This is a genomic window from Shinella sp. Sh6, from assembly GCF_055392685.1.
Genome location: NZ_AP044005.1, coordinates 300,000 through 313,918, shown reverse-complemented (window position 1 = coordinate 313,918; position 13,919 = coordinate 300,000). Strand labels below are relative to the sequence as shown.

General features: G+C 65.4%; 11 protein-coding genes. All 11 read right to left on the bottom strand.

Features of this window, described 5'->3' with window-relative positions; translation table 11 throughout:
• Positions 1–19 precede the first annotated feature (19 nt).
• Positions 20–1,075, bottom strand: a complete 1,056-nt coding sequence (locus ACZ5TO_RS01500) for a flagellar hook-associated family protein (RefSeq protein WP_464799284.1) — start codon at positions 1,073–1,075, stop codon at positions 20–22.
• Positions 1,076–1,078: 3 nt separating this feature from the next.
• Positions 1,079–2,512, bottom strand: coding sequence for a flagellar hook-associated protein FlgK (gene flgK / locus ACZ5TO_RS01495; RefSeq protein WP_184145156.1), 1,434 nt, complete (start codon positions 2,510–2,512; stop codon positions 1,079–1,081).
• A 44-nt stretch (positions 2,513–2,556) separates the two neighbouring features.
• On the bottom strand, positions 2,557–3,822 hold the full coding sequence (locus tag ACZ5TO_RS01490) for a flagellar hook protein FlgE (protein ID WP_184145157.1): 1,266 nt from the start codon (positions 3,820–3,822) through the stop codon (positions 2,557–2,559).
• A gap of 96 nt (positions 3,823–3,918) precedes the next feature.
• Entirely contained in the window at positions 3,919–4,593 is a 675-nt protein-coding gene (gene rem / locus ACZ5TO_RS01485) for a transcriptional activator Rem (protein ID WP_184145158.1), read from the bottom strand.
• A gap of 281 nt (positions 4,594–4,874) precedes the next feature.
• Positions 4,875–5,453 carry a transglycosylase SLT domain-containing protein gene (locus ACZ5TO_RS01480; protein WP_184145159.1) on the bottom strand — a complete coding sequence of 193 codons (579 nt, stop codon included), beginning with the start codon at positions 5,451–5,453 and terminating at the stop codon, positions 4,875–4,877.
• Complete coding sequence (gene fliK, locus ACZ5TO_RS01475; protein ID WP_464799283.1) at positions 5,377–6,726, bottom strand: flagellar hook-length control protein FliK; 1,350 nt, start codon at positions 6,724–6,726, stop codon at positions 5,377–5,379. The genes ACZ5TO_RS01480 and fliK overlap by 77 nt, the downstream gene beginning before the upstream one ends.
• A complete protein-coding gene (motC, locus tag ACZ5TO_RS01470) occupies positions 6,723–8,063 on the bottom strand; it encodes a chemotaxis protein MotC (RefSeq protein WP_464799282.1) in 1,341 nt (446 codons plus the stop codon). The genes fliK and motC overlap by 4 nt, the downstream gene beginning before the upstream one ends.
• Before the next feature lie 4 nt (positions 8,064–8,067).
• Positions 8,068–9,330: a MotB family protein gene (locus ACZ5TO_RS01465; protein WP_464799281.1), complete on the bottom strand. Its 1,263-nt coding sequence runs from the start codon at positions 9,328–9,330 to the stop codon at positions 8,068–8,070.
• A complete protein-coding gene (locus ACZ5TO_RS01460; protein ID WP_464799280.1) occupies positions 9,327–9,986 on the bottom strand; it encodes a hypothetical protein in 660 nt (219 codons plus the stop codon). The genes ACZ5TO_RS01465 and ACZ5TO_RS01460 overlap by 4 nt, the downstream gene beginning before the upstream one ends.
• Positions 9,987–10,296: 310 nt before the next feature.
• Positions 10,297–11,481 (bottom strand): flagellin N-terminal helical domain-containing protein, encoded by a 1,185-nt coding sequence (locus tag ACZ5TO_RS01455; protein ID WP_184145164.1) that lies wholly within the window; start codon positions 11,479–11,481, stop codon positions 10,297–10,299.
• Positions 11,482–11,709: 228 nt separating this feature from the next.
• On the bottom strand, positions 11,710–13,746 hold the full coding sequence (locus tag ACZ5TO_RS01450; protein ID WP_464799279.1) for an O-linked N-acetylglucosamine transferase, SPINDLY family protein: 2,037 nt from the start codon (positions 13,744–13,746) through the stop codon (positions 11,710–11,712).
• Positions 13,747–13,919 lie beyond the last annotated feature (173 nt).

The following is a 13,919-nucleotide window of genomic DNA, read 5'->3' as shown; positions in this document are numbered from 1 at the left end:
GTCCGTACCCTCTGGTTCATCAGAGGTAGTTCAGCAGGCTCAGGTTCTGGATCCTCGACGTCAGCGTGTAGGCGAGCGACAGCTGCGATTCGAGCGTGGTCACACGCGTGGCCGCCTCGTAGGTGTCGATGCCTTCCATGTCCGTGATGCTCGTGTTCAGGATGGTGACCTGGGCATCGAGCGAGGTATTGGCCTGGGTGACGCGCGATTCGGAGATGCCGAGCTTGGAACGCTCGCTGTCGACGCCGGCAATGGCCCGGCCCACATAGTCGATCGCCGCATCGCTGACCGTCTTGCGCGTCTGCTCGGAAATATCGAGCGCCAGCATCTCGTGGCCGATCACCAGGCCGAGCGCCGTATAGCGGATGCCGTCGGCATTGGTGTTGGTCGAGCTCTGCACGGTCTCGGCCGCGCTGATCCGGCTTTCCATGTTCTCGTTGGAGGCGTTCGACCAGTTCGTCTCCCAGTCGGGGCCCATGAAGCTCGTTTCGAGATCGCCTATGAAGGCCTGCATGTCGGCCGGCGTGATGTTGGCGACGTTGGGGTTCGACTGGTCGAAGCCGAAATGGGCGAGGAAGGCGGCATCGAAGGCAGCCTTGGCGTCCGAAGGCGGCGTTTCCTGCAGGTAGTCGTCGAGCGGCATCACGTCGGAATTGATGCCGGCAAAGAGATATTCGCCGCTGAAGGAGGTATTGGCGGCCGCCGTGAAGGTCGAAAGCGCGTTGCCGAGATTCGTCTTGGCAAGGTCGAGCTGGTCGGCCGAGGTCATGCCGGAAAGCGCGATCAGCACTTCCATTGCGTCGTTCGCCGCCGTCGACATCTGGCCGAGCGCTTCCTGCGAGGCGGCAAGGCGCTGCGTCGTCAGCGCGTTGGTGCTCTTCAGCGATTCCATGCGCTGGAGGTCGCGGTGGAGGTTCAGCGTGCGCGCGGTCTTGGCACCGAGCACGGCCCCGACATCCGCATGACGGCCGGTGACCGTCTCCTCCTGGAGCTGCGTCATCTCCTTCTGCGCCTTGGCCACGGTCAGGCGCATCGTATTCTGGAGAGACAGGTTGGAAACGAAAGAAGCCTTCATGACTTACCCCGCCGCCTGTAGAAGTGATGTGATCATCTCATCGACCGCCGAGACCAGCTTCGCGGAAGCCTTGTAGGACTGCTCCAGGTCGAGCAGCAGCGACAGTTCCTCGTCGAGGCTGACGGAGGTCACGTTCTGGAGCGCTTCCTGCGTGCGGCCGAGCAGCGCGTTCTTGTCGTCGCTCGCCGTCGTCGCCGCGCTGCGGTTCTGTTCCAGCCAGCCGACCGAGCCGGTCGAGAAGGCGAGGATCGTGCCCGTCGTGTCGATCGCCGCTTCCGGCGCGAAGGTCGTCGGGGTCTCGAACGCCGTCGTATAGTTGTTCAGCAGGTCGGAGAAGCTGGCGTCGCCGTTGACGTTGTAGGTGGTGTTGATGCCGTCGCGCAGCAGCATGGCGTTGCCGCCCTGGCTGGTGATGACATCCGGGTTCACCTTGATGACCGTCGAGAGGCCGGGGACGACCGCGGTGACGGTGAGGTCGTCGCCGACGGCAACGCCGTTGCGCACGAAGAGCCCGTCGTCACCGTTCTCGGAGAACATGTTGATGAGGCCGCGCGAGATCTCGTCGAGCTGGGCCTGGAAGGTGGGTGCGGTATGGTCGCGAAGCTGGAGCAGCGCGGGAAGGGAGCCGCGTGCGCTGGTATTGCCGCCCGTGCCCGCCTGTACCGGCACGCCGTCGATGAGGATCTGGTTGCCCTCGACCGTCGCCGTATAGGTGGTCGTCGGCTGGAAGCTGACCGCGCGCGGCACCGTCTCGAACAGCACTGTGCCGTCGCTGGTGTAGAGCGCCAGGTCGTTGTTCGTGCGGGTGACCGTCGTCACGCCGATGATCGAGGAGATGTCGGTCAGCAGCTTGTCGCGCTGGTCGAGCGCGTCGTTGACGTCAGTGCCGGCGGCCGTGCCCTGCCGGACCTTGTCGTTGTAGGTCTGGAATTCGGAGAGGAGACGGTTGAGCTCCGTCACCGAGGTATCGATATCCGCATCCGCTTCCGCGCGCGCCTTCTGGAGGGCGAGCGAGGTGCTGTTCAGCGAGTTCGCGACGTCGACGGCATCCGACACGACGGTCTCGGCCAGCGAGACCTCGTTCGGCTTGTCGGCGAAGGTCTGGAGGTTGTCGCGCAGCTTGGCGAGATAGGTCGACGGCGAGAGCTCGTAGTCCTCCCCGCCGAGCATCATCTTCATCTGCGTGAGGCCGGAGAGCAGCGTGTCCTGGCCGGAGGACTTGGAGATCGAGAGCAGGTTCTGCTTCAGCAGCGCCTCGTTCTGCGCGCGCTGCGTTTCCACCACCGTGGCGCCGGAAGACGCGGTGGCGAGGACCGCCGCGCGGCGGGCGTAGTTCGGGTTGCTCGCATTGGCAATGTTCTTCGACGCGACGGCCGATTGCAGGCCCACGTTGGAGAAGCTGGACTGAGCAGTCTTCATTGCTGCTGTAAGCGACATCGGATCTACCTAACTCTCGAATGCACGCGGTGGCTTCAGGCCGCCTATCTCTTGAGGTTGACGAGGACTTCCATGAGTTCGGAGCCGGTCTGGAAGACCTTGGAATTCGCAGTGTAGTTTCGCTGCGACTCGATCATGCTCGTCAGTTCCTCGGCGATATCCACGTTGGAATCCTCCAGCGCGCCGGACAGGATCGTGCCGTAGCCGCCGTTGCCGGCGTACCCCATGACGACCACGCCCGAATCCGGGCTCTGCGTATAGACGTTGCCGGGCAGCGGCTTGAGGTTGTCCGGGCTCTGCACGTTGGCCATGGCGATACGGTATTTCGGCGCCATGTCGCCGTTCTCGTACTTGAGGTAGACGATGCCGTCGTCGCTGATCTCGTAACCGGCCACGCCGCTCGGGCCGATGCCGTCGATGTCGCCCTTGGCCGCGAAGGCCGAGGCGAGCTGCGTCGAGCCGCCGGTGTCGCCGCCGATGGAGATGTTGAGCGCGTTGAGCTCGCCGCCGCCGATGGTCATGCCGAAGGTGCTGATGTCGGTCGGGTTGGTGAGCTTGCCGGACGTGTCGAAGCTGAGCGCCTCCTGCGTGGCCGCGGCCGGCGAGGCCACGATGGCCGTGTCGGGCGTCGGGCTCAGCATGTCGTGGATGGCGCCGGAATCGTCCGTATAGGTCACGCTCAGGTTCCATTCGCCGGGCGTTGCCGTCGTCGAATAGGTGAAGTCGAGCTTGCGGGTGTTGCCGAGGCTGTCATAGGCGACCAGCGAGGTCGCCTTCGAATAGGGATGCGCCTCGTTCGACGGCAGGTTGACGTGCAGGTAGCCGCTTTCGGACGCCTTCACGTTCAGTTCGCCGGAAGCGAGGTTGATCTTTTCCAGGCCGGCAAAGCCGTTGATGACGATCGTCGGGTCTTCCGTGGAGGAATAGGGATAGCCCATCAGCGTGAAGCCGGCGCTGTTGCGCAGCGTGCCGTCGTCCATCGGGGTGAAGGCGCCGGCGCGCGTCATGTATTCCTGGCCGTCCGCACCCTCGACGATAAAGAAGCCCTTGCCGTTAATGGCAAGGTCCGTCGTCGACGTCGTGTAGGTGAACGTGCCCTGCGAGGAAATGGAATAGCGGATGTCCGTCGTGACGCCGCCCGAATTGTAGGCGCCGCCGGTCGACGGCAGGATCAGCGAGGAGAACTGGGTCGAGGCCTTCTTGTAGCCCGTCGTATTCGCGTTGGCGATGTTGTCGGCAACCGTGCTCAGGCGGTTGGCCTGCGCATTCATGCCGGAAACACCCGTTCTCATCGTACCGTAGAGGCTCATGTCATTTCCCCGTTCGTCTCGTACCAGGACCCTATGGGACGGGCCTTGCGTGAAGCTGGCTGCCGGGTCCGCCTCCCGCCAGCCGGCAATCTTCTTTCAACCCTGCCAGTCGATGCAGTAGCCAAGGAAGCGCTTGGAATCGATCGGGTCGAAACCGAGCTTCTTGCGCAGCTTCTTGCGCAGCTTGGAGATGTGGCTTTCGACGACGTTCTCTTCGACGTCCTCGTCGAAGATGCCGTAGATTGCGTTGAAGATCTGGGTCTTGGAGAGCCGGCGGCCGCGGTTGGCGACCAAATATTCCAGGATGCGGCGCTCGCGGCGCGGCAGGGCGAAGACGTCGCCGGAGATTTCCGGGTCGCGGCCGTCCGAGAAGACGCGGATCGGGCCGATGTCGGTATGGTTGGCAAGCGCCTTGAGGCGGCGCCGGATGGCGGCCGCGCGGGCAAGGATCTCACGGGGATGGACCGGCTTCCTCACGACGTCGTCGACGCCGCTGTCGAAGAAGGCGAGCGTGGTTTCGAGGGAGGGCGTGTCGCTGACCGCGATCACCGGGGCCTGCGAGCGATCCCGGATCGCCCGCGGCAGATCCATGGAGAGCTGGCCCTGGCCGATCAGGAACGCCTCGACCGCGTCGATATCGGAATCGGCAGCGGTGTTCACCCACTCGCCGAATTCACGGGGATCGAACCCCGTCGAGGGCACGCCCTCGCGACCAAAAAGAGAAGTATAGCCGTCTTTAACGAGCTCGCGCTCATCAACCACTACGATCATTCGTCCGCCTCCGAATCAGTGTGGTGCCTCGTTCAGGCAGTGGTACGAATCGGGCGAATCACCGGCAACTAGAGGAAGTGACTGGGTGGAATTAACAGTTGATTAAGAATTGCGTGCCGATTTGATCTACATATAGTATGCTAAATTGGAAATAGCCACAATTTTACGGTGGAAAAGTTAACAAAGGTTAACGCCGTGCCTTGCCACTCCAAAATGAGGCGCATTCTTGCCACAATACGGCACAGGTCGTTTTCGGCGACAGATTTCAACTATCGGATGAATCAGCGGCAGAACTGTTTCGCGTTCGGCGTCCAGCTTCCATAGCCGGTCGCCACCAGGTTCGCGATCACGCGGCAGACATATTGCTTCTGCGCCGGGTCGTTGTTCGGGCCGGCATGATAGCGCGCGACGGCCATGGTCCAGGTCTCGTGGCGCGCATGCAGGCGCGCCAGGAACGAGGCCGCGTAGTCGACGTTCCGGCGCGGGTCGAACATCTCGGCGGGCGAGGCGAAATGCTCGCCGTGGAAGTAGTGGTTGATCTGCATGCAGCCGAGGTCGATCAGCTTCGCGCCGCGCGCGCGGGCCGCCTCGAAGGCCTGCAGCGCCTCCTCCCGGTTCCGGCCGAAATAGGCCTTGCCCTCGATGTTGAGCGCGAAAGGCTGCAGCGATCCCTTCCGGCCGGTCTCGGCGAGACCGACGGAGTAGAGGATGCCGGGCGGGATATCGTACTTGGCCGCCGCCGAGAGGATTTCCCGCTCGCAGGCGCCCGTGGACGCGCTGGCGTCAGAGATAGACGCCGCCAGAGCGCACAGGCTGCCCGCCAGAGCCGGCAGAAGCGTTTTCCGACGTATTGCCTTCATAGGACCTTCCCTCGCGTGCAGACGCACCCTCGCCGCCCTGGCGGCCGTTGCCGCCCTCCTGGGCCTGCGGCTGGCCGGAGAATTGCTGTTGCGGCTGGCCCTGGGCATTGGTCTGGGCGCTGCGATCCGTCGGGGCGAGCTGCACGCTCACCTGGTCGACGGCAAAGCCGTGGCCGCGCAGGGCCCGCACGATGGAATCCTGGTCGTCGCTGAGCTGGCGATAGGCATCGCCCGTCTCCACCTGCAGCGACACGACGAGCTGCTCGCCCTGCAGGTGCAGCGTCGCCGTCACGAGGCCGAGCTCGATGGGATGCATCTGGATCTTCAGCGTGTTGACGACCTTGCCGGTCGCCGCCGCATCCGTGTTTGCAAGGCCCCCGGTCGCGCTCAGCGAGGCCGCCCATTGCGGATCCTGCGTGATGGCCGCGGTCACCGCCGACGCGTTGCCGGTCTGCGCGAGGCCGATATAGCGACGCGCGTCGAGGACGGCCACCGCCTCGCCCTTCGGCCCGGTCGGATTGGCATCGCGTACCGAAGTCCGCTCGCCATTGCCGGAAATGTTCATGTCGAGGCTGCGGCCCTTGCCGTCCGCCCGCATGAGGCGGAACAGCCGGTCGGTGCCGGTTTTCGGAAGGTCCGCGCCCTCCGCCGCATCCTCGGCGCTGCCGGTCTCGGTTCCCGTGTCCGTTTCCGCGGCGACCTTGCCGGACGTCTTGCCGCCGGCCTCGGCCTTCACGTCGGAAACGCCGTGCACGGCAGCCTTGCCGCCGGCGCTGCCGACAGCATGCGGCAGGACGGCAGGCGCCGCGAGCATATCCAGCAGGTTGCCGACCTCGGTGCGCGCCGCGGGCTTGTCCCCCGCATCCCCGGCATCGTCGTCGGCAGCCTCCCCGGCCTTCTTCGCGGACTTGTGCTTTTCGGCGGTTTCCTTGTGGCCGACATGCTCGGCGGCCACCGCCTGCGCCGCTGCCGCCTCACCTTCCGGCTCTTCTCCCGCCTTGCGGAAAGCCTCGGCAAGCGCCGCCATGTCGGCGAGCGCGGATTTTCCGCGCGTGCCGCCCGCCTGCTCGGCCTTCTCGCCGTGGGCCGTCGCGGAAATCGAAATCCGCCCGCCCTTGCGGCCCTCGCCGCCTTCGCGCCCCTGGAGATTGGCGATGGTGGTGGCGAAATCGCCCTTTTCGGACATGCCCTCGCCCTTGCCCTGCCCGGCCTTGCCCTTCGCCGATGCATGCCCCTGGACGATGCCCAGAACCCCGCTGTCGATGGTGCTCAACTGCCTTCTCCTTTCAAGAGCGCGTCGATTTCGTCGAGCTTGGACCGGCCGCCCGATACGAATGTATCGAAGGCCGGGTCGATGCCCGCCGCCGCATTCTGTTCCTGCTTTTTCTTTTCCTTGTCCGGCGCCGCGTCGAGCGCGACGGGCGTATCCGCCGCCCCGGCCTGCGGGTCCATCGCGCGATCCGCCGCCTCCGCCTCGCTCAGCCCCTCGTAGGAGGCGTCCTCGGCCACGGCGGGCGCTACCTCTGCGCTCTTGCGGGCGGTCTCCGCCGGCTTCGCCTCCGCTGGCGCGCGCAGAACCTCTTCCGCGACCGCCTTGGCGGCCGCCTTCAGCGCCCGGTCCTTGGCCGACAGCTTCTCGTCCGGAATGGCGATGATCGATTCCATGGCCGAGGCGACGTCGTTGGACGGCACCGAGGCGAGGCCCGAATAGAGGTCGGCAAGGACCTTCGGCACGCTTTCGCCGTCGCCCGACAGGATCTGGGCGCGCTCGGCGGCAAGCGAGGCGAGCTTGTTCTTGCCCGATATCGCCGCAAGGCGCGCCATGCGCAAATAGACCTCGCGCTGGCGCGGTACATCCATGAAGGAGAGGATCTCGAGGATGTCCTCTTCCTTGATCTCGTCGAAATGGTCGACCGCGAGCTTCACGAAGAGGTCGGCGAACTGGCTGGCATAGGGCGAGCGCAGGTAGCGCCGCGCATAGCGGTTGGCATAGGCCATGCTCTTGTCGATCCAGCCGGCCTCGGTCGCGACATAGATGGAACGGCGCAGCGCCGCCTCCTCGACGATCGTGCCCGGCGCGACGAGCCGCGCCCAGTCGAAATAGTCGAGCGCCAGCTTCGGGTCCTTGCGGATCACCGAATTGGCCGAGACGAGCGCGAGGTATGGCCCGACGCGCGAGCGCTTGTATTCGGGGAAGATCTCCGCCAGCGACTTCACGCTCTGGTTGCCGCGCCCGCTCAAATAGCCGCGCAGCGCATCGGTGAGACGGGAATCGAAATGCCCCGCGACATCTTTGCGGATCAGATATTCCAGCGTCTGGGGATTGCCGCCGCTCATGGCATAGACGAGCGCCGCGTCGACATTGCGCGGGTCGTCGAAGATCGAAGGGTCCGCCGTGCGCAGCCGCTCGTCGATCGTGCCGAGCAGGAAGCGCTGCATCTCCATGGCCGAATGGTCGCCGAGCACCACCGTGTCCTGCACATATTGCAGCGAGCGGATCATCTTGTAGGGCGCAAGGTCGTCCGGCGCCTGGGCGCGTGCGGCCGCGCCGGCGCAGAGCACCGCGCCGAAAACCGTACCCGTCAGGAGGAGGCGACGCAGGAGGCCCATCGCATCAGCCGCCTTCGGCCTGGATGAGGATTTCGATGCGGCGGTTGGCATCGGCCATCGGATCGTCCGGAACCTTCAGGCGGCGGTCGGCGAAGCCCGAGACCTGGCTGACGCGCTTTTCCTCGAGGCCGCCGCGCACGAGCATGTAGTAGGCGCTCTGCGCGCGGTCCATCGAAAGGCGCCAGTTGTCGTTCTTGCCGCCGGCGAAGGGCCGTCCGTCCGTATGGCCGCGAATGGCGACCGCCCCGGGCCGGCCTTCGAGGATCTTGCCGATCTTCTCCATGGCCAGCACCATTTCCTTGCGCGGAACGGCCGAGCCGATGTTGAACATGGGCGTGTCGAGCTGGTCGGTGAGGCTTACCAGAAGCCCGCCCTCGGCGGGCGTGACGGTGAGGCCCTCGGCAAGCTTGCCGAGCGAGCCGATCTCCCTGGCGATCTGCTGCTTCAGGTCGTCGGCCTTCTTTTCTTCCTCGGCCTTGGCGTCTTCCGCCTTGTCCTTGGCGTCGGCGGCCGCGGCCTTGTCGGCTTCGGCCTTGGCTTCTTCGGCCTTCTTCGCCGCTTCCTCGCTGTCGGCCTCCTTCAGCGCGTCCTCGACCGTGCGGTCGGCGTCGACGGCGGCCATCTGCTGTTGCTGCTCGGCGGGCTTGCCGTCCTTCGCCGCCGCCTCGCTGCCGGCATCGGTCGCCTGCGAGATCTCGACCTGCTGCGTCCAGAAATCGGGGTCGAAGGGGTCGCGATAGGCTTCACCGCCATTGGCGCCGGTCGCCGGGCCGGAATTGGCCGCGCCCCCTTCGCCCTTGGCGCTGACATTGGCCTGCTGGCCGACTTCCTGCGCGATCTCGGAGAGGACCGAATAGGGGTTCTCGAAGAAATCGGCCTGCGAATACTGGGTTTCCTCGCCGGCCGTGGTGTTCTCGTCCTTGCCCTTTTCCGCGCCGTTGCCGCTTTCCTGCTGCTGGCCCTGTTCCTTGGACTTATCCTGGGTGGCTTCGCCCTCCGCGCTGTTGGCGGGCTTCTTCACGGATTTTTCCGCCGGCTTGTCGTCGGTGAGCTTGATCGGGTTGAAATAGGAGGCGACGGAGGCCTTGGTCTCCTCGTTGGCGGCGTTGACTAGCCACATCACGAGGAAGAACGCCATCATCGCCGTCATGAAGTCGGCATAGGCGATCTTCCAGGCGGCGGCATGGTGATCGCCGTCGTGGTCGCCGTGGCGCTTGACGATGATGATCTCGTTCTTGCCGTGGTGGTGATTTTCGCCTTCGCTCATCCAAGCACCTTGCGCACGGTGTCAGCCCAGGCCGCCATCCGCGTTACCAGGACGGTGTCGCCGAATTCCACCGTCAGATCGACATCCTGCATTTCGACATGGCGGAAGACCGGCGCGGCCTCTCCGAAATGCGACTTCAACTGCTCGAAGAGGTTTGCCGGCCCCTTCACCGTGATCGTCAGCCCCTCGCCTTCGGGAAGGCCTTCGGCGACCATGCGCGCAAGGTCGGCGACGGCGCCCTTGGTAAGGACCTCGTTCATGACCGGGGCGAGCACATGGGCGACCTGCGCGGCGACGAGCTCGCCGACCTCGAAGGAGAGCGCCGAAAAGCGCTCGGCGAGTGCTGCGGCATAATCCTGCTCGTAGCGCGCCCTCAGCGCCTCGGCCTCGGCGCGCTGCGCCTCCTTGAGGCTGGCGATCTCCGCCTCGTGCCGGGCGACGAGCTCGGCTTGGGCCTCGGCGCGCCCCGCGGCATGGGCTTCCGCGCGCTCGGCCTCGATATCGACGGGCGGCAGCGCGGCGGGCATGGCGAAGGGCTCGCCCATTCCGGCATCCGGCTCATCGAGGCCGAAGGCGGGTGAGGACTGGAAGGCCGGGGCCTTGGCGCGCGCAGGGGCGCCGAAATCCTTGAGGTAGCGGGCGAGTTGGGCGCTCATGCCGCGCCTCCCGGCCGAAACGCGTGCCGGACGAACGCAAACGAGGCCCGGCGGGAAACCCGCGGGCCGCTTCGACGTTCGCTCTTGGTAACACTGGAACCTGACAACACCGCTGACCTGTCTCCCCGGACACCGCGCCTTCATGAAGGAAAACGCGCGCGATCTTCCTGATCGTGCCGTCGAACCTAGGCGTTCAAACTTGTGCGAGGATGAAGATGGAGGGTGTTGGGCCGCGCCAGGGCAATCGCGCGGCCCAACCGCCCGCCCGGCCGTTGACCTTCGGCCGGGGGGATTCGTGAAGCGCCCGCCCTTACTGACGGAAGAGCTGGAGGATGTTCTCGGCGCTGGAATTGGCGATCGAGAGGGACTGGATGCCGAGCTGCTGCTGGGTCTGCAGGGCCTTGAGGCGCGTCGATTCCTCGTTCATGTCGGCATCGACGAGACGGCCGATGCCCTTGTCGATCACGTCGTTGAGCGTGGCGACGAAGCTTTCCTGCATGTCGATGCGGGTGGAGATCGCGCCGAGGTCGGCCGCGGTGCTGGTCATCGTCTCCAGCGCCGTATCCACCATCTTGAGGAGACCGTCGAGCTGTGCGGCCGTCGTGCTGTTGCTGATCGACAGCGACTCGACGGACGATGTCGTGGCCGACACGGTGTTGGTCGTGTCGACGGCCCACAGGTTGTTGCTCGAATCCTCGTAGGCGACTTCCTGGCTGGGAACGGTGGTCTGGTTGACGGCGAGGACCCAGGTGTCGTCGGCGACCTTGACGTAGTTGTTCGAGCCGTCGGTGGCATAGCTGCCGTCGAAGGTGGAGGCGCCGGCACCGGCGGCAATCACTTCGTCGGTCGTGAACGCGGCGACGGTGTGCTCGGTGAAGACGCCGCCCTCGTTGATGTTGAGCGTGACGGCGGGGCCCTCGATCACGGATGTCTTGTCGAGGATGCCGAGATTGCCGCCCTGGTCGAAGAGAACGGTCGAGCCGTCGAGCAGATAGTCCACCGTCTTGACGGAAACGGTGCCCGAGGCGTTGCGGACGAAGGAGGCGACGACGCTCTTCGTCACCGAGCCGCTGGCCGCCGTCAGGTCGGCCTGCAGCCAGTTCTCGCCGGAGAAGGAGGCGCCTTCGGCGATGCTGACGAGCTGCGACTGGAGCTGGGTGATCTCTTCCTGGATCTTCGCCTTGTCGACGCCCTCTTCGGTCGCGGCGACGAGCTTGGCGCGGATTTCCGTGACGACCTCGATGGCGGATTCCAGACCGGCATAGGCGGTGTCGATCTTGGCGGCGCCGAGGCCGAGGGCGTCCTGCACCGTGGAGATGGCGCGGTTGTCGGAGCGCATGGTGGTCGCGATCGACCAGTAGGCGGCGTTGTCGGCCGCGGTCTCGACGCGAAGGCCGGAGGAAACGCGTGCCTGGGTGGTCTCCAGGCCCTTGTCGATGGAACGAAGGGTCTGCAGCGCCGCCATGGCGGCGGAGTTGGTCAATATGCTGGTCATTGGCACTTGCCCTGGAAAGAAGTGTCGGGGACAGGCCGGAGTGAGGCGGGACCGGCAACGACAGGGGCTTCATGCATTCGGCGCGCATTTGCCCTGGCGCCGATCCATCGTTCTTAACAACTGGTTAACGACGAATGGTTAACAAATGGTTAACGCCGTTAACGCTTCATAAACGAAAATGAAGAAAGCGTAAATTTCGCATGGCCAGATCTGGCCATGCGTCGATCCTCAGGCCGGCCAGAGGCGGGTGTCGTGCGGCAGCGGCGAGAACGCGTCCCACTGCGCCAGCTTCTCGAGATAGCGGCGGCGATAGGCCTCCTCGCTCTCGAATGCGGGGTTCTCCTGAACGAGTTCCGCGCCGATCTCGTAATAGACGTCGAGGTTGCGCAGGTCCGGCACGGGCGTCTCGCCGCGCTCGGCTTCGCCCTGCATCTGCCAGAAGAGCTCCTCGAGCCGGCGGGCAAGCCCCGGCATGTCGCGCAGGACGCAGGTGTCGCGGTTCCGCGTGAGCGTCTTACGGACGGCGTCGAGGCGCTTGCGGTCTTTCGCGAGCGTAATGGCGCGCTCGACATACTCCTCCGGCGAGGCGCAGATCAGGTCCGCGATGCCGGCGGCGGCGACGATGCTGGCGCAGAAGCGCGCCGGGAAGGTCTTGCCGGGAACGGTCAGGACCGGCAGGCCCATGCCGATCGCGTCGGCGCCCGTCGAATGCGCGCCGTAGGGGAACGTGTCGAGGAACAGGTCGGCGAGCGCGATGCGGGCAAGGTGCCGCGGATTGGGGATCTTGGGCGCGAAGATGATGCGCTCGGGGGCGACGCCCGCCTGCTCCGCCTTCTGGCGCAGGTTCCGGCTGGCGGTATCGTTCTCGCCGAGCAGCCAGAGCACGCTGCCGGGCGTGGCCGCGAGGATGGCGAGCCAGCGCGTGAAGCACTCCTCGGTGATCTTCTGCATGCCGTTGAAGCAGGCATAGACGAAGGCGTCCTCCGGCAGGCCCGCCTCGGCCCGCGTTGGCCGCGCGGCGATCTCGCGCTTGCGGTCGACGGGCTGGCTGCAGGCGATGCGCAGGACCTTCTCGGTATAGTAGATCTCGTTTTCCGGCGGGATGATATAGCCGTCGGTGATCATGTACTGGTGGTAGGGGCTCGCCATGGAGCCCGGATAGCCGCAGAAATTGACGATGACCGGCGCCGGACGATAGGCGAAGATCGCCGTGCGCGCGTGCTTGGTATAGCCGTTGACGTCGACGAGGACGTCGATCTCGTCGTCGCTGATCAATCTGGCCGCTTCGACATCGCTGATCGCCGCGATGTCGCGCCAGCAATCCACGGCGGCCTTGATGCGCGCCTGCGTCTGATCGTTGGGAGCCGGGTCGCCGCAATAATAGGCGAAGACCTCGACGCTCTTCTTGTCGTGCAGTTCCAGGACCTCGCTGAGGGCGAAGCCGACCGCGTGCTGGCGCAGGTCCGAGGAGACGTAGCCGACGCGAAGGCGCTGGCCGCTGCCCGACTTGCTGCGGGCGGGCTTGCGCGGGACGACGCTGATGTCGGGCCGGCCGACCAGCGTCTTGTTGTAGCGGTAGGCCCTCGCGAGCTGGAAGATCGGATCGTCCGCATAGCAGCCGAGCGTCAGCGGCGACTGCGCGTCGACGAGCTGGCGCGCGGTGACATGGCTCGACGGCGTCATGATCGGCCACTTGCACTGGTGCTGGCGGATCGACAGCCAGTGCTGCGCCGCCTCGGGCTTCATGGGCTGCAGCTCGATCGCCTGCCACAGGATGGCTTCCGCCTCCTCCAGCCGGCCGGCATTCTCCAGCACACGCCCGGTATGCTGGAGGCTCATCAGGCGATGCCCGAGCCTTTCGGGCGTGATCTCCTTCGTCGCCTCGACGAAGGACAGCCACTGGCGCACGGCCTGGTCGATCTGGCCGCCATCCTCGAAGGCGCGGCCGAGATTGATATGGGCGGGGCCAAAGGTCGGATCCATCCTCAGGCAGGCCTGCAGCGCATGGATCGTGCCGACGACATCACCCGCCTGGCGAAGCGCCACGGCATAGTTGAACGCGGCCATGTGGACGAGCGGATTGCTTTCGTTGAAGGCGATCCAGGTCTTGTAGAGGTCGATCGCCTGCGCCAGCAGCCCCGCGCCCGTCAGGGCCTCGGCGGATTGCATGAGCTCGGCCAGGGACAGTTTCTGGCTGCGCGCGCGCTGGAACACATTGACGATGGGCGATGCCGGGTCCGCAGCCACAGTGGTCTTTACGTTCATGTCATCCTCCGACAAACGGCCGCGGAAACGCAATTGCAGGCGCAGTGAAACACCCTGCGCTTATTGCCCGTCTGGCTTGTGCGGGGCTGGCTGTCATGGACCCATGAACGAAAACGGGCGGCGCAAGAGCGCCGCCCGTTTCCCGTATCGCGGTGGAGGATGCGGCGCGGCCG

Coding starts and splice junctions, on each gene's coding strand:
- ACZ5TO_RS01500 (WP_464799284.1), bottom strand. CDS start 1,075: ATGAAGGCTTCTTTCGTTTCCAACCTGTCTCTCCAGAATACGATGCGC.
- ACZ5TO_RS01465 (WP_464799281.1), bottom strand. CDS start 9,330: ATGAGCGAAGGCGAAAATCACCACCACGGCAAGAACGAGATCATCATC.
- ACZ5TO_RS01480 (WP_184145159.1), bottom strand. CDS start 5,453: ATGAAGGCAATACGTCGGAAAACGCTTCTGCCGGCTCTGGCGGGCAGC.
- flgK (WP_184145156.1), bottom strand. CDS start 2,512: ATGTCGCTTACAGCAGCAATGAAGACTGCTCAGTCCAGCTTCTCCAAC.
- ACZ5TO_RS01460 (WP_464799280.1), bottom strand. CDS start 9,986: ATGAGCGCCCAACTCGCCCGCTACCTCAAGGATTTCGGCGCCCCTGCG.
- ACZ5TO_RS01455 (WP_184145164.1), bottom strand. CDS start 11,481: ATGACCAGCATATTGACCAACTCCGCCGCCATGGCGGCGCTGCAGACC.
- rem (WP_184145158.1), bottom strand. CDS start 4,593: ATGATCGTAGTGGTTGATGAGCGCGAGCTCGTTAAAGACGGCTATACT.
- motC (WP_464799282.1), bottom strand. CDS start 8,063: ATGGGCCTCCTGCGTCGCCTCCTCCTGACGGGTACGGTTTTCGGCGCG.
- ACZ5TO_RS01490 (WP_184145157.1), bottom strand. CDS start 3,822: ATGAGCCTCTACGGTACGATGAGAACGGGTGTTTCCGGCATGAATGCG.
- ACZ5TO_RS01450 (WP_464799279.1), bottom strand. CDS start 13,746: ATGAACGTAAAGACCACTGTGGCTGCGGACCCGGCATCGCCCATCGTC.